Consider the following 21,686-nt stretch of genomic DNA (forward strand, 5'->3'; position numbering starts at 1 on the left):
TGAAACCCGGGCACACTGAACGTATCTAATCAAATCAGCACGGCTCGTCGGCAATCGCTCTGTTCAACGCCGCCACACTCAAGACGGTTATATCCTAAGGAGAATCCGCCACATGATGCGCATTTTGCTGTTTTTAGGCACCAATATAGCGGTGTTGTTGGTCGCCAGCCTGACATTAAGACTGCTTGGGGTGGAAAGCTACCTCAACGCCCAAGGCATCAACTTCACTGGCTTGCTGATTTTCTGTTTTATCTTCGGCATGGCGGGGTCAATGATCTCGCTGTTCATCTCAAAGTGGATGGCCAAACGCAGTACCGGCACGGTGATCATTGAAAACCCGTCGAACGACACCGAAAGGTGGCTGGTCGACACCGTCGCCGAACTGGCCCGCGAGGCCGGCATCAAGACGCCCGAAGTGGGTATCTTCCCGGCACAACAATCTAATGCCTTTGCGACGGGCTGGAACAAAGACGATGCCCTGGTAGCGGTTTCCGCAGGACTTTTAAACCGCATGCGTCCGGATGAAGTCCGTGCCGTGCTGGCCCACGAGATCGGCCACGTGGCCAACGGCGACATGGTCACCCTGGCCCTGATTCAGGGGGTCGTGAATACCTTTGTGATGTTCTTTGCTCGTGTCGTGGCCCACCTGATCGACGGCTTCCTGAAAAGCCGCAGCGATGGTGAGGGCGGCCTGGGCTTTATGGGCTATTTCGCTGTCGTGATGGTCGCTGAAATCGTCTTCGGTATCGCTGCCTCGGCCATCGTGGCGTGGTTCTCCCGCTTTCGCGAATACCGCGCCGACGAAGCAGGGGCACGCCTCGCGGGGACCAACGCCATGGTCAATGCCCTGGCCCGCCTGAAAGGCGAAACCGAAATGCCCGACCAGATGCCAGATACCCTGCGCGCCATGGCCATTACCAAAGGCCAGACGCGCTCGCTGGTCGAGAAACTGTTTGCCAGCCACCCGCCGCTGGATGACCGTATTCGCGCGCTGAAAGAGGCCGCTTATCGTCAGTAAACAGCCAAGGTAGACACCTAAGAGGCCCGCTTTGAGCGGGCCTCTTTACGTTGCAGATAGCATTTCTGATGATGCTTTTTATTCAACGCTTACCTGAAACCCCGCCGCGCTGAGTGGCTCAATCAGCACGCTGGCAGCGCCCTTCAACTGCACTTCGAGGGTGGCAAACTCACGGCGCAGCGGGTAGTTGGCGCGGCAATGGTCAAAGCCTTTTGCCATCCCCGACTGGCGCACCTGGCGATGAAGAGTGTCGTGGTCACGGCGCACGTCATACACTGCCCGGGCGCAGAGTCTGAGCGCATCCTCCACCGGCAGCGCCTGCTCGAGCGTAAGGCGCTTAAGCGCAGGCGGCGGGCAGAGTTCGTCAAACCCCAACGAGCTCGGCTGACCCAGATGGGCCGCCAACGCCTGGTGGATCATCCAACTGCCACGCAGCTTGCCGTCCAGGCTATGGCCCGCAATGTGGGGCGTCGCCAGAGTCGCCAGATCGTGCAGATTAGCGTCGATGGCAGGTTCCTGTTCCCATACGTCGAGCACGGCGGTGATATCACCCTGGCCCGCCAGCCGACTGCGCAGTGCCAGGCCGTCCAAGCAGTCACCCCGCCCGGCGTTCAACAGCACGCTGCCCGGCGTCAGCTCGTTGATTCGCTGTGCGTTGAGCAGATGCTGGGTGGCATGAGCACCGGACGCCACCAACGGCGTATGCAGACACAGCACATCGCAACGGGCGATGAGTTCATCGAGGTCAGTAAAGCCATGAGTGCCTTCCTGCTCGGCCCTAGGTGGATCACAGGCCAGCACCGATATGCCCAATGCTTTCAACCGTAAAAACAGTCGACTGCCCACATTGCCCACCCCTACCACGCCAACGCTGCGCTCACTCAGTGCCCACCCCTCGCGCTCGGCGAGCGTCAGCAAGCTGCTTAGCACGTAATCGACGACCGCCTCGGCATTGCAGCCCGGGGCGCTGGCAAAGCCGATACCCTGCTCCTCAAGGCAGGTCTGGTCGACGTGGTCGGTGCCAATGGTACAGGTACCGACAAAGCCCACGCGGCTATTGGCAAGTAACGCCTGATTCACCTGGGTCACCGAGCGGACAATCAACGCATCTGCATCGGCCACCTCAGCGGCGCCAATCTCGCGACCGGGTACGCGCTCAAGCGTGCCGAAGGCTCCAAAGCAGGCGTCGGCGGCTGGAATATGGGCGTCGATAACAACTTTCATAGGCGTTTGCTTATCCGGGCTTTACAATACGCCCGCAACGCTTTTGCTGCAGGCAGGTTTAAGGAGGCGTTACAGAGAATGCCAAGGAGACTGTTTTGATCGTACGCTGGGAAACCGACCATGACTACGTGCTGGTGCATATTCACCAGGACATGCTGGGTGACTGGATCTTCAGCCGCGCCTGGGGACAGATCGGCACTCAGTTTGGCGGCCTGAAACACCAACTGGCCGACACCCTGGCCCAGGCCCATATGTGGCTGGAAGATGAAACCACCATTCAGGCTTCACGCGGCTTTCGCAAGGTGCTCGAAGTGGCTGACAACACGCCCGAAGGCCAGGAAGCCATGCGCCAGCTTTCGCTGCTGGATACGGTCTAAAACCGATCAACTTGACGCCTCTTACCCCAGAAAACGCCGCCCGTTGCGCTGATATCCCCCTTTCGGCGCAGTGACCTCGGCGGGTGACATTAAATCGCTGAGAGCCGCTTCATCCAGCCAGCCCCGCGCTCGCAGCCAGTCGCACAGGGACTCGAGCGCGTATCCACCTTCCAGTTCGTTTCCTGCGTCGTCCGCCAACACGGGAATGCGCTCGCCGTAGCGGGCCAGCAGCGTTTCATCGTCGGCCACCTCAACCCGTTGCCACGCAATAGGCTGCCGGGTTAACGCCGCCACCCGCGCCTCCAGTTCAGCGCAAAGATGGCAGCCTTGGGTGGTGTAGAGCGTTAGCCGAATCATGTTGCAGACCTAAATAATATTACCCGCGGTGGTGTAACAGAAACACCTGGTGTGCATTGCTGCGCCGCTGAAAATCCGGGTCAAAGCTGCGCGCAGTCATATCCTCGACCACGAAGCGCTCGCCAAGCGACTCATCCAGCTTGAAGCGCCGCTGGTTATTGGAAAATACCAGCGTGCCGCCCGGTGCCAGCCGCGCCATGGCCAATTCCACCAAGCGCGGATGATCGCGCTGAACATCCAGCGTATCGCGCATTTTCTTGGAATTGGAGAACGTCGGCGGGTCCATGAAAATCAGATCGAACTCGGCGTTGGCGGTTTCCAGCCAGCGGAAGCAGTCGTCGCGCACCACCCGATGCAGCCTGGGGTCGAGCTTGTTGAGCGTGAAGTTATCCCGCGCCCACTCCAGGTAGGTATTGGACATATCCACGCTCACGCTGTCGCTGGCACCGCCCAGGGCGGCCTGTACCGTGGCGGTGGCGGTATAGCAGAACAGGTTCAGGAAGCGCTTGCCGCTGGCCATCTCGCCCAGCATGCGCCGCACGGGCCGGTGGTCAAGAAACAACCCGGTGTCCAGATAATCACGCAGATTGACCCATAGCCGGGCATCGCCCTCGCGCACCTCGAAGCGTTCGCCGCTGGCATCGCGTTTTTGATACTGGGCGTTGCCGGTTTGCCGCTCACGGCGTTTAACATGGATCCTGCTGGGGTCGACACCCAGTGCGTCGGGCATGACCTCCAGCGCATCGAAGAGGCGCTTTTGTGCCTGGGAGGGGTCCACCGAACGCGGTGCGGCATACTCCTGGACGTGCACATGGTCGCCGTAGCGATCGACCGCCAGGGCGTACTCGGGCATATCCGCATCGTATAGCCGGTAGCAGCTTTCGCCGCTTTGCTTGAGCCACTTTTTCAGGCGCTTCTGGTTCTTTGCCAGCCGGTTGGCGAACATCTGCGCGTTCTCGGATCCTTTGGGTGCGGCCTGCACGGTCGTCGAGGGTACGCTGTCGTCCTCTTCCCCCCGACTGGCCCGGTGCTCAATGGTCATCAATAACAGCTTGGCGTCCAGGGCGCCGTTTTTCAGCGCGTACTGCTTGTGGGCGCGCAATCCAAGCCGATGCCCCAGGTCCGGATTGCCGGTAAATACAGCAAGGGTCCAACCCGGAAACAGCGCCTTGGCTTTTTCACCCAATTGAGCATACAGCTGAACCAGCTCGGGCAGCTCGCCCAAACGTTCGCCATAGGGCGGGTTGGTAATCATTAGCCCCTGCTCGGCGGTCAGCTCGGCAGGCCGCGTCAGCTGTGAAAGGCGTTGGCCGTGCAGATGAATCAGCGCGGGAATACCCGCGCGCATGGCGTTGGCCTTGGCGGCCGACAGCGCTGCCGGGCTTTCATCAAAGCCGGTCAGTGACGTTTTACAACGCTTGCGACCAATCGACGCCCGTGCGTCAGCTTCTCGCTTGAGCTCTCGCCACTCGGCCTCATCATGACCCGCCCAGCCGTGAAATCCGAAACGTTCGCGGTGCAGGTTGGGTGCCTGGTCGGCCGCCATCAGGCCAGCCTCAATCAACAGCGTCCCCGCGCCGCACAGGGGGTCAATCAGCGGCTCACCCGCTTTAGCGCGCTCAGGCCAGCCCGCGCGCACCAGCAGGGCGGCGGCCAGGTTTTCTTTCAAGGGCGCGTGGCCCACATCGCGGCGATAACCACGCCGGTGCAGGCTTTCCCCGGACAGGTCGATACCCAGGGTCGCATTGGCCCGGTGCAGGTGGGCGTATAAGCGCAGGTGCGGCGTCTTGGTATCCACGGTGGGGCGCGCCTGCCCTGCCAACTGCAAGGCGTCAACCACACCATCCTTGACCGTCTGCGCGCCAAAGCGGGTGTGGCGAATGTGGTCGCTGCGGCCGTGGAAGTCCACCGCCATCGTCCGCCCCGGGGCCAAGTGCCGCGTCCAGTCGATGCCCGCCACCACAGTGCGTAACTGGTCAGCGGTTTCGATCATCGGCTCGCGGGCCAGGATCAGGATGATACGGTTGGCAAGCCGCGACCACAGGCAAACCCGATAGGCCGTGGCCAGATCGGCAGCGAAATACACGCCTGCCACGGTGGTTTTACCTGGGGAAGCGCCCAAGGCGGTCAGTTCGTCGGCAAGCAGGCTTTCGATACCCTTGGGGCACGTTGCCAGCAGCTCTAGGGGGGCAATTTGGCTCGACTCGGTCATGGTAATGGCTGCGCGTAACCGCGCGATATTCCTATATATTGCAAATGAGTTTACGTCTTATGACAATTTGATGGTCGACAAGTGACCCCATCATGGTCTAACAATAAGAGAGTAGCTACTGAAAACGCATGCGTTGCCTGCCAGGGTCTTGAAGAACGTCTCAACGACCTGTGGCGTCTACGAGCGAGCCGCCCGGTGGGTTCAGCACGTGAGTGCTAGACCACGGTGCCGGAATGGCAGTTCACTCTTGAAGTTAGCTCTCGGAATGACGGAGCGGGTCATAGAGCGGTGTCGACTATCTCGCAACCCGTCATTTCATCTCAAAGGCTTTCATAAAAAGAGGTTAGCCAATGAAACGACAAAAACGTGATCGCTTCCAGCGGGCTTATGTACATGGCTACAAAGCGGGCGTTACGGGTCGCTCCCGTGATGATTGCCCCAGTCAAGAGGTTAATTTACGCGAATACTGGATGAGCGGTTGGCGTGAAGGTCGCGGCGACCAGTGGGATGGCATGACCGGTGTCTCCGGCATCCATAAGAACCCCACGGTAATGACCTAACCTTTTCGATCCTAATCACCAAACATCGTTTTACTGAACATCCCATAAGCCCGCTCCATCAAGCGGGCTTTTTAGCGCTTCCTTAACGCCTCGGCACACTCGCTGACAAGCGTTGGCCCACGATAAATCAGTCCGGAATACAGTTGCACCAGATTCGCGCCAGCATCGCACTTAGCCCTGGCGGCGTCGCCGCTGTCGATACCACCCACGCCGATAATCGGCAAATCCGGCAAGCGGGCCCGCAGCAGACGAATGATACGGTTCGACGCTTCAAACACCGGCTTGCCCGAGAGTCCCCCCGCTTCGTCGGCCTGAGGGTCACCCGCCACCGCTTCCCGTGAGATGGTGGTATTGGTGGCGATCACCCCGTCAAGGGCGTTGCGCTCAATGCTGCTCGCCACTAACGCCACTTCTTCATCAGTCATATCCGGGGCGATTTTCACCAGCAAGGGGACACGGCGGCCGGTTTGCTCATCCAGTGCCAGGCTGCGAGACCGGATGGGACCCAGTAGGTCATCTAACTGAGCGCCGAACTGCAGCGTGCGCAGCCCAGGGGTATTGGGTGACGAAATATTCACGGTCACATAATCGGCGACCCCATGAACCGCTTCCAGGCAGGCCAGGTAATCGCCCAACGCATCGTCAACCGACGTGGTCAGGTTTTTGCCGATATTAATGCCCACGACACCGCTATAGTGACGTTGCTTTACCTGCGCGACCAGATGCGCCACACCCTGGTTATTAAACCCGAAACGGTTAATGATGGCCTCGTGTCCGGCAAGACGAAACAGGCGTGGCTTCTGATTACCCGGCTGGGCCACTGGCGTGACGGTGCCCACCTCAATAAACCCGAAGCCAAGCTCACCCAGGGCGTCGAGATGATCGGCATCCTTGTCCAAGCCTGCCGCCAGCCCCACCCGGTTGGGAAAGCAAAGCCCCATCAGCTCGACCGGGTCATCAACGGGTTTGCCCACCATGCGCTTAACACCGCCAACCCGATGCAGCGCGTCCAGAGCCCGAAGCGCCATGCCGTGGGAAGCTTCAGGGTCGATACGGAATAACAGCGAGCGGGCAAGGGTGTACATGGCGAGTCTCTTGAAGCAGGAAGGCAAAAATCGGGCGCCAGTATAACCTAAAAAGCGCGCCCGAGTGGGCGCGCTTGATACATCCGTGAAAGCGTCAGGACTAGCTTTCGCTATCACTTTCCGCCAGGTCAACCAGTTCACGGATAGCCACCGCAAACAGCGCAAAACCGCCTTCGCTGCCGCCGCGCACCTCGTCGATCAGGCGGCACCAGCGGCGATGCAGGTCCGCATGTTGATCCAGCCACTGGGCAACCCGCTCCTGGGTATCGCGACTGCCCGCTTCCAGCTTGAGTACGCTGGTGGTCAGCGCCAGCTGCTGGCGGTCGATATCGTCGCGGAAGGTTTCCCGCGCCTGGGCCTGCCAGGCGTCACGCACCTCTAGCTGGGTGACCTGCTGAATCATCCAGGGAAGCTCCAGACGGCTGCCAATCTCGTAGAACACCTCGGCGACTCGCTGGGGTTTCTCGTTGGTGGCCCGGGCCGCCTGGATAATGCCCAGTCCCGCATACAGGCTGGGAGCCGCTGCGACGGTCGAGGCCAGCGTATCCGGCACGCCCGCCGACTGCAGCTCTGCATAGCGTTGCTGCCATGCCGCCTGCTCCTCACCGCTCAACAGCTCGCCAATGCCTTCCTGAAGCTGCGCCAGGCGCGGCCGGAAGTACTCGATGGTGTCCTGGGTCGAAAGCCCCATGTGCTGACGCAGGAACCAGCGCGTCGCGCGGCGGACCATGCGCATCACGTCCAGCATCATCGCGTACTGGACGTGGTTGGGCACCTGATTATCCAGCGCTTCCAGCTGGGCCCATAGGGAATGCAGGTTGAAGCTATCCCGGGCGACCACATAAGCCCGCGCGATGTCCGCCCGACCAGCGCCGGTCGAGTCCATCAGCCGACGTACGAACACAATGCCCATGTGATCGACAAGGTCGTTGGCCACCTGGGTGGCGACGATTTCACGCTTCAGACGGTGATCATACATTTCCGTCCGGTAGCGCTCGGTCAGCACCGTCGGGAACAGCCGCTCGAGGTGTTGATGGATATAGGGGTCATCGGGCACCTCAGAGGCAATCAGATCGCCTTTCAGCGTGCTCTTGGCGTAAGAAATCAACACCGAGAGCTCTGGCAGGCGCATTCCCTGCTGCTGACTTGAACGCTCTTTCAGTACCTCGTCGGTGGGCAGGAATTCAAGTTCCCGATCAATCTGCCCCGCCGACTCCAGTTCGCTGATAAAGCGCCGGTAAGGCCCCATTCCCTGCTGGGAAAGAATCGCCGAGAGGTCCAGCGCCTGGGTCTGACGGTAGTTATCCAGAATAACCAGGTCAGACACCTCATCGGTCATCTCGGCCAGCAACTGGTTGCGCTGCTTGTCGGTCATGTCACCGCGTTTGACCACTTCATCGACCAGTATCTTGATATTCACTTCGTGGTCGGAGCAGTTAACGCCCCCGGCATTGTCGATAAAGTCGGTGTAAACCCGCACACCTTTGGCGGCGGCTTCCATGCGGCCCAGTTGCGTCAGGCCCAGGTTACCGCCCTCGCCGACCACACGACAGTTGAGGTCGTTGCCGTTGATGCGCAGTGAATCGTTGGCTTTATCACCCACCTCTGCGTCGGTTTCTTCCGAGCCTTTGACGTAGGTACCGATGCCGCCATTCCAGATCAAGTCGACCTTGGCGACCAGCATGGCGCGGATCAATTCGTTGGGAGACAGCCGCGTCTCCTCAATGCCAAACACCGCCTGCATTTCAGGGGTAATGACAATCGATTTCGCGCTGCGGCTGAAAATACCGCCGCCCTGGGAGATCAATGTCTGATCGTAATCCTCCCAGCTGGAACGCGGCAGTTTGAACAAGCGCTGGCGTTCGGCAAAGGTAGCGGCCGGGTCCGGTGTGGGATCGACAAAGATATGCAGGTGGTTGAAGGCCCCCACCAATTTGATCGTCTCGGACAACAGCATGCCGTTGCCAAACACGTCGCCTGCCATGTCACCGATGCCGATCACACTGAACTCATCACGCTGGGTATCGATATCCAGGTTCTTAAAGTGACGCTTGACCGACTCCCAGGCCCCGCGGGCGGTGATCCCCATCTTCTTGTGGTCATAGCCGTTGGCCCCGCCGGACGCGAAGGCATCCCCGAGCCAGTGACCGTATTCCAGCGAGATTTCGTTGGCAATATCCGAGAAGGTCGCGGTGCCCTTGTCGGCGGCAACCACCAGATAGGCGTCATCTTCGTCGTGGCGTACCACCTGTTGTGGCGGCACGACATCGCCCATCACAAGGTTATCGGTGACATCCAGCAACGCCCGGATAAACAGCTGATAGCAGGCAATGCCTTCTTTCTGCTGGGCCTCGCGGTCGGCACTCTCCGGCATGCGCTTGCAGACGAAGCCGCCTTTCGCGCCCACCGGCACGATCACGGCGTTTTTGACCTGCTGTGCTTTCACAAGCCCCAGCACTTCCGTGCGGAAATCTTCGTGACGGTCGGACCAGCGCAACCCACCCCGGGCTACCTTGCCGCCGCGCAGGTGCACCCCCTCGACCCGGGGCGAGCAAACGAAGATCTCAAACATCGGGCGCGGCTTGGGCATCCCGGTGACCTTGGAAGGCTCAAGCTTGTAGGCAATGTAGTCCTTGGCGCGACCATTCTCGGTTTGCTGGTAGTAGTTGGTGCGCAACGTCGCCTGGATAAGCTCCATGAAGCGGCGCAGCAGTTGATCGTCATTAAGACTGGCCACCGCCTCAAGGTGCTCATTGATACGCGCTATGCAGTCGCTGGTGTCGTGCTCATCCAGACCTGGGTCGAAGCGCTGCTGGAAAAGCTCGACCAGCGTCTGGGTAATCACGGGATAGTTTGCCAGGGTGGTGGCGATATAATCCTGGGACATGCCAAAGCGAATCTGCTTCAGATAACGGGCATAGCCCCGGAGCATGGCCACTTCCCGCCAGTCCAGGCCTGCACCGATGATCAAGCGGTTGAAAGCGTCATTATCGGCTTCGCCCACCCAGATGCGCTTGAACGCTTCGCTGAACGTTTCGCGCATTTCCGACAGACTCATTTCGGCGCCGCTGTGCTCCAGCTCAAAATCATGGATCCAGTAGCGCTGCTGAGGGCTGTTGATGTCGTAGGGGCGCTCACCAATGACCCGCAGGCCAAGGTTTTCCATCATCGGCAGCACATCCGACAGCGGGATCTGCGACGCCCGATGAAACAGCTTGAGATTCACGCCACCGCTCTGCTCTTCCAGCGGCCGGTAGAGTGACAGCGCCAGGTCGTTTTCGCTATCCAGGGTCAGCAGGTGCTGGATATCGAAGACCGCCGTACGGGCGGTAAAGTCTTCGCGGTAGCTGGCAGAAAACGCCTCCTGGAATTGCTCCATGAGGTTGTTGGCCTGCTCTTCGCCGAACCCTTCGATCATCGCTGCCTGCAAATCATCGCGCCAGCTGCGCGCCAGGCGCGCAACTTTGTTTTCCAGGCGTTTCAGATCGTATTGGCTGGGTTCATCGCCGTTGAAGCGCAAGATCAGCTGGATACGCGCCAGTACCGACTCAGACAGGTAGGTATTGAAGTCCCCGAAGCGGGCGTCCAACTCCTCGCAGAGCAGGTGTTGAATGCGTTGACGCAAGTCAGTGGAAAACACGTCCCGCGGGACGAAAACCAGGCACGAATAGAACTTGCCGCTGACATCGGCACGAATGAACAGCCGCACCTGACGGCGTTCGCGAATATCCAGAATGCCCAAGGCCGTGCTGGCCAGCGCCTCGGTTTTCATCTGGAAGAGGTCATCGCGGGGATACACTTCCAGCACCTGGAGCAACTGCTTGCCGTTATGTCCTTGAGGGTTGAACCCGGCGATATCCATGACCGCCTTGAGCTTGCGGCGCAGCAGGGGAATATTGCGGGGCGACTCGTTATACACCGTGGCCGTGAACAGGCCGAAGAAGCGCCGCTCGCCAATGACGTTGCCGTCGTCGTCGTAGCGGTCGACGGTAATGTAATCGGGATAGGTGGGACGATGGACCCGGGAGTGATGAGCGCTCTTGGCAAACGACAGCAACTGCGGCACCAGCACATAGTTATCGTCGTCACCAATACCCTCTTCGGTACGGATGCGCTCGCAGTAGCGCGGCTGATCCAGACGGAACACACCCAGCACGCTGTCCGGGTCGCGGGTCAACTCACCGTCTTCAAGCAGGTATTCGTCATAGCCAAGGAAGGTGAAGTTATCCTTGAGCAGCCATTCCAGAAAGGCAATCGCCTCTTCGTGGTCGTCAGGGTCGATTTGCGGCGGGCAGTTTTTCTCGATCTCCTGAATCGAACTGCGAATTTGCTCGCACATGGCATCAAAATCACCCACGGCGGTACGCACATCGCGCAGGACCTCGTGAAGATTGTGCTCAATGGTGCTCAACAGCTCAGGATTGGTGTGGCGATCGACTTCGATCACCACCAGGGATTCACGCGCCTCGGGTGCGTTGGCATCACGGGGCGAACCAAGGGCTTGCAACTGGTGCTGGGCATCGCGGCTCACCGCCAACACCGCATTTTGAATGGCATGCACCGTTAAGCCGCGACGGTTGAGTTCGATCCGCACCGAATCGACCAGAAACGGCATGTCCTCGTGAAGCACCGCCACGAAGGTATGGGTCGACTGCCAGCCATGCTCTTCGAAATCGGGGTTGAACACACGCACTTTGGGGTTTTGAGGGTCGTGGTGCTGCAGGAACTGCCAAATCGACAGTGTCGCCCCATAAAGGTCATCCAGGCGGCGGTCAACCAGGTCTTCAACGGGCACCGTCGCGTAGAAGTGCCGCGCGAAGGCATCAATGGCCTCGGCGCGGGTCGGCTCCAAGCGATCGTGCAGACGTTCCTGTAGCTGCTTCAATAAATCTTGCCGACTTTCTTCAATCGCAACGTAATGCATCCATCACCTCTACTGCCGGGGCCATCACCTGGCCAAAAAAACGAAGGACAATAGGCCTTTAGGCCATCACTCAGGTTAGCTTACGCTACCCGCTGGGATCGCCCTAGCCACCTGCCTGGTTACTCATAGCGCATACCACTTATGCATCACCCTGCCGGGCATCATCATGGTGATGCGCGCCGTGTAAGCCATACCCCACATTCACAATGATCGGTAAATGGAAACTGGTCAAACAGCGCAAAGCGCTCAATCTTGTGGGTTTGCGTCAGTTGCGCCAGGTTCTCGGCAAGTGTTGCCGGGTTGCATGAAATATAGACGATTTGGGCGTATTCGCTGATCTGCTGGCAACTTTGCTCATCAAGCCCGGCCCGTGGCGGGTCCACCAACACCGTCGAAAAGTCATAGGTCTCAAGCGCCATTTCCGCTACACGGCGGCCGCTTTTGTCCCCTTTCAGTGCCAGGGCGAAATCCTCAGCTGACATCCGCGCCACCTGGGCATTGGTCACGCCATTGGCGGCCAGGTTGACGTTGGCACTGGCAACCGAAGTGCGCGAGATTTCCGTCGCCAACACGCGGCGGAAGTTATTCGCCAGGGCAATGGTGAAGTTACCGTTACCGCAATATAGCTCGACTAAATCTTCATGCTGACGCCCCGATGTCACGTCACTGGCCCAGCCCAGCATCGCCTGGCAGATATGCGCATTGGGCTGGGTAAAGCTGTTCTCGACCTGCTGGTAATGCAGCGTACGGCCCTTCACGTCCAGGCGCTCCCAGACGTGATCCCGGGTAAGCACCAGGCGCTGCTTGCGCGAACGACCAATGATCATGATACCCAGTTCTGCCTCTAGCGCGCGTGCCTCCGCTTCCCAGTCATCGCCCAGCGGACGGTGATAGATCAGCGTCACCAACGCCTCGCCGGAGAGCGTGGTTAAAAACTCGACCTGGAACAGTCGACGGCGCAGCTCATCGCTGGCCAGAAAGGCGTTGCGTAAGCGTGGCATCAGCCGGTTGATCGCCTCGCTGGCCACCGGAAACTGATCGAGCCGGATAACGCGCTTGCTCTTGGGATTCCCCGGAGTGACCTCGAACATGGCATAGAAAAGATCGTCGCCCTCATGCCAGATACGAAACTCACAGCGCTGGCGATAGTGGCTGGGCGGCGAGGCAAAAACCTCCAGGGTCGGCGGCTCGAAGGACGCAAAAAGGCGTTCGACATAGGCCTGCTTGTCGGCGAGTTGTTCGGCATAGCGTTCGGGGTCAACGACAGGAATAGCCAAAACGGCTCCTTTTTATATTCGTAAACAATATTCGTAAATATCAAGGCGCAAGGGTTAAGGGCTGCGCGGGGTGAAAACCATAGCGTGACAGACCCTCCGTTAAGTGCGGGGCCGGTGCCGTGGTAAAGCAACGTCCGTCCGCCGCACTCGTTAACAGCGCTCCCGCCACCTGGCCGACGCGCCGGGCGATGGCATCGCCGGAATCCACCCAGTTGAGTGGCACAGGGGCAAGCTCGACCAACCAGGGTTTCAACAGAGGGAAATGCGTGCAGCCCAGCACAATCGTATCCAAGGCGGGGGCATGCGGCCCACAGGTAGGCGGGACGGGCTCGGTGAGCTCTGGCTGAGCGGCCTGCCAGAGCGGCGCCATCGCTGCCTGGAGGCGCGCTTCATCGGGGGGATGACCTGCCAGCCAAGCTTCGGCTTCGCTCACCAGAGCATCTGCTGCGACCCTGGTCACCACGCAGTCGCTGGCAAAGCGGTCGATCAATGCCTGGGTGTAGGGACGACCGACGGTGGCCCTGGTGGCCAGCAGCGCGATATGGCGGGTCTGGCTGAGCGCCGCGGCCGGTTTTATCGCCGGTACCGTACCCACGACGGGAATCGTCAAATGCCAGCGCAGCCTTTCAAGGGCCAGGGTGCTGGCGGTATTGCAGGCGACGACCAGTACGCTGGGCTGGCAGGCCGCCACGGCGGCCAGACAAACCGCCACAATGCGGTCGGCAAGCGTGGCGTCGTCACGCAGGCCATAAGGCAGCCATGCGTTGTCGCAGGCATAGCAAAAACCGGCGTGGGGGTAGTGCTGCCGTAGCGCTGCCGCTACCGAAAGCCCGCCCACGCCGGAATCAAATATAAGAACAGGCCCCTGGCTCATCCTTTCACGCTACAGCCGATGCTTATGCCCACTATCGCCCCTGCCTATTGACCCAGTCTGCGTTTCATCAAGGCGCCTAGTTTAACACGCACGCGGTAGCTGATAAGCCATCTTCAGCCCGGTCAATAGACAAACTTACACGTTAGGCACATCGGCGCCGCGCAGCTCGGCATAAAGCTCCGGGTACGCCAACTGCAGACGCTCAAGCGATTGTTGAGCCTCAGCCGGCAACGACTGGCGCAACGCTTCCATATCATCTTCGCTAAAGTGCTTGTCGATTAACGGAAACAGCTCCTCACGCTCGTGACGCAAGTAGGCCCGGTGAGCGTCCAGGTAGGCTTTCAAATCGTCGGCAAACCTATCCATCGGCAGCACGTTATCCATCAGAATCATATCGATATCATTGGATAGCTGCTGCAGACGCGGGGTCAGTTGCCGATAATCCTCGGCCATTTTTTCGGTGAGCGAAGAGTACTCTGGGGCTACCTTACCCAGGCGTTCGACGCAGATCCGCTCCAGCGGCACGGCAAAGCCGTCCATATAGGACAAGATGTAATCCACCACCTCGCGCATGAGTTGAAAGTTGGGACGTTCGCCCTGAGCCAGCGTCTTTTGCTTGAGCTGCAGGACGTGCAGCATCCTTGCCATGTTGGCATGATCCGAACGCAGTTGGTTTAACATTGGGCCGTCTCCTTTATCGTCTTACGCCAAAGGTAGTCTGAGCAGACATGCTTTACCATACACCTTAAGATGACAAACCCAACAGATGGGTCAGCGATCAACGGAGCTTCCATGGATCTTTTCAGCCGCTCAAACCCAGCCGACGATGCCCCCTTAGCCTATCGGATGCGGCCGCGCCAGCTTAAAGACTTTATTGGCCAACAAGCCCTCGTTGGCCCGGATAAACCGCTTCGCCGCATGGCGGAGTCGGGGGTTGTCCGCTCGATGATCCTGTGGGGGCCACCGGGTGTCGGGAAAACCACGCTGGCAGAACTGCTCGCGCATGCGTCAAACGCCCATCTGGAGCAGCTCAGCGCCGTCATGGCAGGGGTGAAGGATATTCGTCTGGTGGTCGATCGTGCTCAACAGATCAACTCACCGACCATTTTATTTTTAGATGAAATTCACCGATTGAACAAGAGCCAGCAGGATGCCCTGCTTCCCCACGTGGAGTCTGGGCTTTTGACTCTGATTGGTGCGACGACCGAAAACCCGTCCTTTGAAGTCAACTCGGCCCTGCTCTCCCGGGCGCGCGTCTACGTGCTCAAATCGCTCACCGAAGACGAATTGATCAGCGTGATGCGCCAGGCACTGGATGACCCCGAACGTGGGCTGGGTAAACGCGCCATCGAGGTGGAACCTACAGTCTTGACCGCCCTGGCCCATGCCAGCGCCGGGGATGCCCGCCGCGCATTAGGCCTGCTGGAAACCGCCTGCGACTTCACCCTGCAGGAGGCAGGCCGCGAAAGGCTGCCCGAGAGCGTACTCAACGATGTGATTGGTCATCAGGCCAGTGCCTTCGACAAGCAGGGGGACGCCTATTACGACCTGCTCTCGGCGATCCACAAATCGGTGCGCTCATCGCGGCCCGACGCTGCCCTGCTGTATATGGCGCGCTTCATTCAAGGCGGCGGCGACCCGCTTGATGTGGTGCGACGGCTCAGCGCCATTGCCTCCGAGGACGTGGGCAACGCCGACCCTCGCGCGCTGCCACTGGTCATCGCCGCCTGGGATGCCTATTTACGCCTGGGCGACTACGAAGGCCAGCGGGCGATCGCCCACGCGGCCATACACCTGGCAGTGGCACCCAAAAGCAATCGCATTGACCAGGCCTGGAACAAAGCCCAGCAGTTCGTCCGCCAACAGCCCCAGTTGGAAGTGCCGACCTACCTGCGTAACGCGCCCACCAAGCTGATGGAGCAGCTCGGCCATGGCAAAGGCTACCGCTATGCGCACAACGAACCTGACGGCTACCCGGCCGGCAGTGCCCATGACTGCTGGCCGGATGAGTTGCCCAAACAGGCGTTTTACCAACCCAGCGGGTTCGGCCAGGAAAAGCGCTTTGCCGACATCATGGCCTGGCGCGATGCCCAAGACAAAGAGGCCGACCAGGCATCGGATGCCTGATCGGCCTCTGTTCAGGCGGTAAGGGGGAGGCTAGCGCTGGTCTTCGCGGATCACATCCGTGCCATCGGGGATGTCGAACTCGAAGCGCGAGTCGTCGATATCGCCATTGCGCTCGGCGTTGCTGAAGGTAATTGCCGTACGCTGGCCGGTGCTGTCGGTCATCCACAGCTCGGTGAGCATATCACCGTCGAAGACCATCTGTAGCTGCTCGAACAAGGTGTCGACCGAGGTAGGCACCAGGGTAAAGACGTCATCGCCACTGTCCTGCTCGTATTCGACCTCGTAGCTCTCCGTCAGCTCGCTGACCTGGCCTGATAGCAACAGCGCAGGCGTGTGGGTCACGCGCTCATCCAGCGCCTGAACGGTCACTTGTTCAAGGTCCGGGTCGTAGAGATAAACATCGTCACCGTCGGATACCACGGTTTGCGTATAAGGGGCTTCGACCTCCCAGCGCAACAGGCCGGGGCGAGACAGCCACATTTCGCCCCGCGCGTCCTGTAGCCGCTCGCCGCTACCATCAAGAATCTGCTGCTCGAACGATGCCTGATAGCTTTCCAGCGGGTCGAGGCGTTCGGTCAATCGCTCTGCTGCCTCATTGGCCATGGCCAACGGTGCCGTTAGCGTTAACCCCAGCGCGCTGGCAGCCAGCGCCAACGATGAAGGACGTCGAGTTTGCGTATCGCGCATGCGATCTCCCTAGGCAACCTTGCCAGATAAACATAACAGTGGATCAGTCGAACCACCCGGTCAGCCATTGAGACGCTTGTTTGATGACCAAGTTTCATCAATAGCCGGACTTTCACGCTTGTTGCACGTTTGACCGAGCGGCCTACTGGCCGACCGGCGGCGGTGCCAGCACTTCACGGGCACCGTTGGTACCCATTGACGACACCACGCCCGCGCCTTCCATGGCTTCCACCAGGCGGGCCGCACGGTTATAGCCAATTTTAAAGCGCCGCTGCACGGCGGAAATCGACGCTTTGCGCGTTTGCGTCACGAACTGAACGGCTTCATCGTAAAGCGCATCCTGCTCGGCATCGTCACTATCGCCGCCCTCGGCTTCCAGCCCGGTCAAGGCATCTGCCGATACGCCCCCCGACAGGATCTCTTCGATATACTCCGGCTCGCCGCGACGCTTCCAGTCTTCCACTATGCGGTGCACTTCGTCGTCGTCGACAAAGGCCCCGTGGATGCGATTGGGTGGGCCTGACCCGGCGGGCAGGTAGAGCATGTCGCCATGCCCCAGCAGACTCTCCGCGCCGCCCTGATCCAGGATGGTACGCGAATCAATCCGCGACGAGACCTGGAAGGCCATCCGTGAAGGAATATTGGCCTTGATCAAGCCCGTGACCACATCAACCGACGGGCGCTGAGTGGCGAGGATCAGATGGATACCCGCCGCGCGGGCCTTCTGCGCCAGGCGGGCGATGAGCTCTTCCACCTTTTTGCCCACGATCATGAACATGTCGGCAAATTCGTCAATCACTACCACGATGTAGGGCAGTTTTTCGAGTATCGGCGGCGTCTGGTGCATTTCCCAGGGTTGCGGTTCCCAAAGCGGATCCGCTACCTGGGCACCGGCGCGCTCGGCCTCGTCCAGGCGCGCATTGAAGCCCGCGATATTACGCACGCCCATGGCCGCCATCAGCTTATAGCGGCGCTCCATTTCGGCGACGCACCAGCGCAGACTGTTGGCCGCTTCTTTCATGTCGGTGACCACCGGCGCCAGCAAGTGCGGAATGCCATCGTAGACCGACAGCTCCAGCATCTTGGGGTCGACCATGATCAATTTCAGCTCGTCCGGCGTGGCCTTGAGCAGCATCGAAATCAGCATCGCGTTGACGCCCACCGACTTGCCCGACCCGGTGGTACCGGCCACCAGCAAATGCGGCATCTTGCCGAGGTTGGCCACCACGGGGCCACCGCCGATATCCTGGCCCAGGGCCATGGTCAGCGGTGATTTTTCCTGTTGATAGCGTTCGGAGTCGATCACCTCGCGCAGCCGGATCATCGCCCGGTGAGGGTTGGGAATCTCGATACCCACCGTCGGGCGTCCGGGAATCACTTCCACCACGCGCACGCTCTTGACCATCAGCGAGCGCGCCAAATCCTTGGCCAGATTGCTGATCTTGGAGACCTTCACACCGGCGGCAGGCTTGATTTCAAAGCGTGTAATCACCGGCCCCGGCCAGGTATCGACCACCTCGGCCTTCACGCCATACTCACGCAGGCGTACTTCCAGCAGCTCGGCCATATCCGCCAGTTGCTGGTCGGTGTAGTTGGGCTGATGAGGCTCCGCCGGGGTCAAAAGGCGCAAGCTCGGCACATCGCCTTCAGGGTCAGGGATATGCTCAAAGCTGGGACGCTGGTTCTGCAGATGTTCAACAGTCCACAGCGTCGGCCCGTTATCGGACACTTCCGCCTCGGCTGCGTCATCCGGGCTGAAGGTCGGCTCATGGCGCGCAGGCGCTGGTGTCGATGCCATGGGCTGTGACGCGAGCTCTTCATCCTCATCGTCCCAAACCGGCTCGGGCACGACTTCAGGCACGCGCTCTTTGGAACGGTCGGCTGTCAGCGGCCGAGGCTGTTCGGATGCTGGAGCATCCGCCGATGGCGACGCGGGTTCATCATCGGCAGCGGACAGCGGCGAGGTCGATGACGGCTCAACCTCTGCTTCCCGGCGTGAGGCGTGCAACGGAAACGGCACACTGGGCCCTTCTTCGCTGGTCGCTTCATCACTGGCCTCTTGCTCGCGGGACAAGGGCGTCAACGGCGCGTCCCGATGGCTCGTGTGGCGATCAGCCGAAGACTCAGCGGTCGGCGTCTCATTCAGCGAGGCCGCCTTCGAGGTGTCAGGGGTCTCAGGTGTGCGTGTAGCGCTTTCCGCTGTGCTCTCCTCAGGGGCTGAGCGCGGCTGAGGTTCTGCCTTGAAGGCCGTGGCCGACGGCGCTCGCGCAGCGGCCGTCCAGGGAATCGACGTATCCGTCGCGTTATCCTGTGCTGTCGCATCGTCTTCCGGTGAAGGCGCGGATACGGCGGGCTCACGGCGCTTCTTCCCGACACTGCTCTCAGCATCCTGCTCTGGCAATGGCGAGTGCTGCGCGGGCTCAGACGCGGGCCGCGCTGCTGCGCGCTGCTTGGCGCGCACACGCCGGGCCTCTCGACGCGCCTGACGGCGCGCTGACCACCAGCTTCCCAGGCGGCAGAGACGCCGCCCCACTTCGTCGGCAACCTGTAACCATGACATCCCGCTGAACAGCGGAAAGCCACTCAGGATAAGCGCGGCGGCAATCAGCCCCACGCCGCCACTGCTGACCAGCGGACGCAGCGCGCCGACCAGGCCTTCACCGAGAATACCGCCCGAGGCGTAGGGCAGCGGGCTTTCGGGGTTATAAAAATGCAGCGCGCCGAGCATGGTGGTGCCGAACATCAGCAGCATCATGCCACCGGCACGCACCGCCACGGCCACCGGGTCAAGCTCGAAGCGCACCTGGCGGGAACGCACCAGCCACCAGGCCAGATAGCCCACCATGCCAGGCCACCAAAGCGCGCTGGCACCCAGCAACGAATAGAGCACATCGGCAAGCCATGCGCCTACCGGCCCCATCCAGTTGCTGACGGCGGTTTCCGGGCCCTCGGACAACCAGCCGGGATCCGATGACGAGTAACTAAACAGTGCCAGTAATAAAAATGTACACACCGCCAGCAGCGCGACGACCACGCCATCCCGCGCAGCCCCCTGCAGACGTAACCCAAACCGACGCGCTTTGTCCTTGGCGGCATTGACCCGCGCAGAAGACCCACTTTGGCGCGTGTTACGCTGTGTTCGCTTGTCGACCGCTTTATTCACTTTCAAGCGACTCTCCCTTTTGCACCCCTTGGCGCCGTTAATCCACTTGCGAGTTTGTATCATACCGAGCATCCTGCTGCCGTCACAGGGCTTATCGATGCGGACTTGTGACCGTCGTTACCGACCGGAGCACGCAATGTTACCTTGGTTATCTTCGCCCATGCCTCACTTCCCTGCCGTCAGCTCGGCGCTGGACTCGCCTAACGGCCTGCTCGCGGCAGGCGGCGAATTAACCCCCGGCTGGCTGGTGGAGGCGTATCGGCGCGGCATCTTCCCCTGGTTCAGCGACAACGACCCCATCCTGTGGTGGAGTCCCGATCCCCGCATGATACTCCTACCGGAACATTTTAAGCAGCGCCGCAGCTTAACAAAAAAGCTGCGCAATGCGGGCTTTGAGATTACCGTTGACCAACATTTCGAGCAGGTGATCGACGCCTGCGCCGCCCCCAGGGACGACGAACCGGGCACCTGGATCACCGATGACATGGTTCATGCCTACTGTCAGCTTCAGGCGCATGGCATCGCCCACAGCATTGAAGTGCACCAGCATCAACGCCTGGTAGGGGGCCTTTACGGCATTGCCATGGGCCCGATGTTTTTCGGCGAGTCCATGTTTTCCCGGGTTCCGGACGCCTCCAAGGTGGCCCTGGCTCACCTTGCCAGTGCCATGCGCGAACATGGCGGCAAGCTCATCGACTGTCAGATGCATACGCCCCACCTGGCAAGCCTGGGCGCGACAACAGTCGCCCGGGCGGCATTCATCAGCTATCTTGAGAAGTGGTTGCCAGCGACTGATTTTAGCTTTTCAGCCTCACCGGAGAAGGCGCCCGTCGTGCCGCCCTCTCCGTGGCTGGATGCCATTGGCCGCTAGTTTTCCAGCCATGTTGACAGGCTAACGGCAATAACGTTGACCCCATCAGGAGGCAAATTGTGAGCAGCAACGCTCCCCGTCGGCTCGTACGCGACCTGCGCTTCTTTCTGACAGTGCCGCATGCCTGTAGCTACCTGCCCGACCAGGAAGCCACCACGCTGTTCCTGGATCCTCAGGAATCGCCCATTCCTGGCGTTTATGACTCGCTTTCCCTGCTCGGGTTTCGGCGCAGCGGGCGCCATTTATACCGCCCGCACTGCGAAGGTTGTAACGCCTGCCGCTCCGTGCGTGTGCCGGTGGAGCGTTTTGCGCCGAATCGTACCCAGCGGCGAATCAGCCGGCGCAATGAGGACATCACCACGCGGATTACCCCAGCGTACTTTGATGCGCGCCACTACGCGCTCTATGCTGACTATATCAATCATCGCCACGCCGATGGGGATATGTATCCCCCCAGTCACGAACAGTACCGAACGTTTTTGACCCTGGACGAACCTTACGCACAATTGATGGAGCTTTACCTGGGGGACAGGCTGATTGGCGTGGCCGCCTTCGATGAGCTTGAGCATGGGCTGTCGGCCATCTATACCTTCTTTAGCGTCGATGAAAGCCTCGACAAGCGCTCGCTAGGCACCCTGGCCATTTTGCGGCTTATCGAATTGACCCACGACAAGGGGCTACCCCACCTTTACCTCGGTTACTGGATAGAAGCGTGCCGCAAAATGCGTTACAAGCAGAATTTCACGCCGCTTGAGGTGCTTGATGGTCGCCAGTGGCGAGAATTAATTCGGTAATTCGCCACGCTTTTTTGCCTTGACGGCAGGCTTGCGGCACAATATAGCGCTATTCGAGATGGCGCCAAGCATTGGCCCCCGATGCCCAGTCATTTTGAGCATACCCAGTACGTTAAACCAGTACTTTAAATTAAGT

At 60.0% G+C, this 21,686-nt stretch carries 16 protein-coding genes; 6 read left to right on the forward strand and 10 right to left on the reverse strand.

Features of this window, described 5'->3' with window-relative positions; genetic code table 11:
• The first annotated feature begins 112 nt into the window (after positions 1-112).
• A complete protein-coding gene (gene htpX, locus NH395_RS10245) occupies positions 113-1,018 on the forward strand; it encodes a protease HtpX (RefSeq protein ID WP_253024497.1) in 906 nt (301 codons plus the stop codon).
• A gap of 78 nt (positions 1,019-1,096) precedes the next feature.
• On the opposite strand, the gene pdxB is transcribed toward htpX, so the two are convergent.
• Positions 1,097-2,242, reverse strand: coding sequence for a 4-phosphoerythronate dehydrogenase PdxB (gene pdxB / locus NH395_RS10250; RefSeq protein ID WP_253024499.1), 1,146 nt, complete (start codon positions 2,240-2,242; stop codon positions 1,097-1,099).
• Between the two features lie 95 nt (positions 2,243-2,337).
• Between pdxB and NH395_RS10255 the strand changes: the two genes are divergently transcribed.
• The gene (locus tag NH395_RS10255) at positions 2,338-2,619 is read left to right on the forward strand and encodes a hypothetical protein (protein ID WP_066317989.1); all 282 of its coding nucleotides are present in this window, start codon (positions 2,338-2,340) and stop codon (positions 2,617-2,619) included.
• Between the two features lie 21 nt (positions 2,620-2,640).
• Here the strand turns inward: NH395_RS10255 and NH395_RS10260 are convergent, their stop codons facing one another.
• Entirely contained in the window at positions 2,641-2,976 is a 336-nt protein-coding gene (locus NH395_RS10260; RefSeq protein ID WP_092825751.1) for a glutaredoxin family protein, read from the reverse strand.
• A gap of 19 nt (positions 2,977-2,995) precedes the next feature.
• Positions 2,996-5,188, reverse strand: coding sequence for a bifunctional 23S rRNA (guanine(2069)-N(7))-methyltransferase RlmK/23S rRNA (guanine(2445)-N(2))-methyltransferase RlmL (rlmKL, locus tag NH395_RS10265; RefSeq protein ID WP_253024501.1), 2,193 nt, complete (start codon positions 5,186-5,188; stop codon positions 2,996-2,998).
• Positions 5,189-5,538: 350 nt separating this feature from the next.
• Between rlmKL and rmf the strand changes: the two genes are divergently transcribed.
• A complete protein-coding gene (gene rmf / locus NH395_RS10270; protein WP_066317995.1) occupies positions 5,539-5,748 on the forward strand; it encodes a ribosome modulation factor in 210 nt (69 codons plus the stop codon).
• A gap of 71 nt (positions 5,749-5,819) precedes the next feature.
• Here the strand turns inward: rmf and NH395_RS10275 are convergent, their stop codons facing one another.
• From NH395_RS10275 to NH395_RS10295, 5 genes are all read right to left on the reverse strand, one after another.
• Positions 5,820-6,833, reverse strand: coding sequence for a quinone-dependent dihydroorotate dehydrogenase (locus tag NH395_RS10275; RefSeq protein ID WP_253024503.1), 1,014 nt, complete (start codon positions 6,831-6,833; stop codon positions 5,820-5,822).
• A gap of 100 nt (positions 6,834-6,933) precedes the next feature.
• Positions 6,934-11,757: an NAD-glutamate dehydrogenase gene (locus tag NH395_RS10280; RefSeq protein WP_253024505.1), complete on the reverse strand. Its 4,824-nt coding sequence runs from the start codon at positions 11,755-11,757 to the stop codon at positions 6,934-6,936.
• Between the two features lie 164 nt (positions 11,758-11,921).
• Complete coding sequence (gene trmA, locus NH395_RS10285) at positions 11,922-13,034, reverse strand: tRNA (uridine(54)-C5)-methyltransferase TrmA (protein WP_253024507.1); 1,113 nt, start codon at positions 13,032-13,034, stop codon at positions 11,922-11,924.
• Positions 13,035-13,074: 40 nt separating this feature from the next.
• Positions 13,075-13,908, reverse strand: coding sequence for an aspartate/glutamate racemase family protein (locus NH395_RS10290; protein WP_253024509.1), 834 nt, complete (start codon positions 13,906-13,908; stop codon positions 13,075-13,077).
• Positions 13,909-14,043: 135 nt separating this feature from the next.
• The gene (locus NH395_RS10295; protein WP_066318002.1) at positions 14,044-14,589 is read right to left on the reverse strand and encodes a hemerythrin domain-containing protein; all 546 of its coding nucleotides are present in this window, start codon (positions 14,587-14,589) and stop codon (positions 14,044-14,046) included.
• A 111-nt stretch (positions 14,590-14,700) separates the two neighbouring features.
• On the opposite strand from NH395_RS10295, the gene NH395_RS10300 reads away from it, so the two are divergent.
• Positions 14,701-16,035 (forward strand): replication-associated recombination protein A, encoded by a 1,335-nt coding sequence (locus NH395_RS10300; protein ID WP_253024511.1) that lies wholly within the window; start codon positions 14,701-14,703, stop codon positions 16,033-16,035.
• 30 nt (positions 16,036-16,065) lie between these two features.
• Here NH395_RS10300 and lolA read toward each other — a convergent pair whose 3' ends face one another.
• Both lolA and NH395_RS10310 read right to left on the reverse strand, forming a co-directional pair.
• Positions 16,066-16,722 (reverse strand): outer membrane lipoprotein chaperone LolA, encoded by a 657-nt coding sequence (gene lolA, locus NH395_RS10305; RefSeq protein WP_253024513.1) that lies wholly within the window; start codon positions 16,720-16,722, stop codon positions 16,066-16,068.
• A gap of 142 nt (positions 16,723-16,864) precedes the next feature.
• Positions 16,865-19,891, reverse strand: coding sequence for a DNA translocase FtsK (locus tag NH395_RS10310; RefSeq protein WP_253024515.1), 3,027 nt, complete (start codon positions 19,889-19,891; stop codon positions 16,865-16,867).
• A gap of 130 nt (positions 19,892-20,021) precedes the next feature.
• On the opposite strand from NH395_RS10310, the gene aat reads away from it, so the two are divergent.
• Together aat and NH395_RS10320 are read left to right on the forward strand one after the other, a co-directional pair.
• Positions 20,022-20,756 carry a leucyl/phenylalanyl-tRNA--protein transferase gene (gene aat / locus NH395_RS10315; RefSeq protein ID WP_253024517.1) on the forward strand — a complete coding sequence of 245 codons (735 nt, stop codon included), beginning with the start codon at positions 20,022-20,024 and terminating at the stop codon, positions 20,754-20,756.
• Positions 20,757-20,815: 59 nt separating this feature from the next.
• Positions 20,816-21,550 carry an arginyltransferase gene (locus NH395_RS10320; RefSeq protein WP_066318012.1) on the forward strand — a complete coding sequence of 245 codons (735 nt, stop codon included), beginning with the start codon at positions 20,816-20,818 and terminating at the stop codon, positions 21,548-21,550.
• Positions 21,551-21,686 lie beyond the last annotated feature (136 nt).

Source organism: Halomonas sp. Mc5H-6 (assembly GCF_024124705.1).
Classification (GTDB): Bacteria; Pseudomonadota; Gammaproteobacteria; order Pseudomonadales; family Halomonadaceae; genus Vreelandella; species Vreelandella subterranea.

Excerpts from the sequence above, each read along its gene's own strand:
- htpX (WP_253024497.1), top strand. The coding sequence starts at position 113 with ATGATGCGCATTTTGCTGTTTTTAGGCACCAATATAGCGGTGTTGTTG.
- pdxB (WP_253024499.1), bottom strand. The coding sequence starts at position 2,242 with ATGAAAGTTGTTATCGACGCCCATATTCCAGCCGCCGACGCCTGCTTT.
- NH395_RS10260 (WP_092825751.1), bottom strand. The coding sequence starts at position 2,976 with ATGATTCGGCTAACGCTCTACACCACCCAAGGCTGCCATCTTTGCGCT.
- rlmKL (WP_253024501.1), bottom strand. The coding sequence starts at position 5,188 with ATGACCGAGTCGAGCCAAATTGCCCCCCTAGAGCTGCTGGCAACGTGC.
- rmf (WP_066317995.1), top strand. The coding sequence starts at position 5,539 with ATGAAACGACAAAAACGTGATCGCTTCCAGCGGGCTTATGTACATGGC.
- NH395_RS10275 (WP_253024503.1), bottom strand. The coding sequence starts at position 6,833 with ATGTACACCCTTGCCCGCTCGCTGTTATTCCGTATCGACCCTGAAGCT.
- NH395_RS10280 (WP_253024505.1), bottom strand. The coding sequence starts at position 11,757 with ATGCATTACGTTGCGATTGAAGAAAGTCGGCAAGATTTATTGAAGCAG.
- NH395_RS10290 (WP_253024509.1), bottom strand. The coding sequence starts at position 13,908 with ATGAGCCAGGGGCCTGTTCTTATATTTGATTCCGGCGTGGGCGGGCTT.
- NH395_RS10295 (WP_066318002.1), bottom strand. The coding sequence starts at position 14,589 with ATGTTAAACCAACTGCGTTCGGATCATGCCAACATGGCAAGGATGCTG.
- NH395_RS10300 (WP_253024511.1), top strand. The coding sequence starts at position 14,701 with ATGGATCTTTTCAGCCGCTCAAACCCAGCCGACGATGCCCCCTTAGCC.
- lolA (WP_253024513.1), bottom strand. The coding sequence starts at position 16,722 with ATGCGCGATACGCAAACTCGACGTCCTTCATCGTTGGCGCTGGCTGCC.
- aat (WP_253024517.1), top strand. The coding sequence starts at position 20,022 with ATGTTACCTTGGTTATCTTCGCCCATGCCTCACTTCCCTGCCGTCAGC.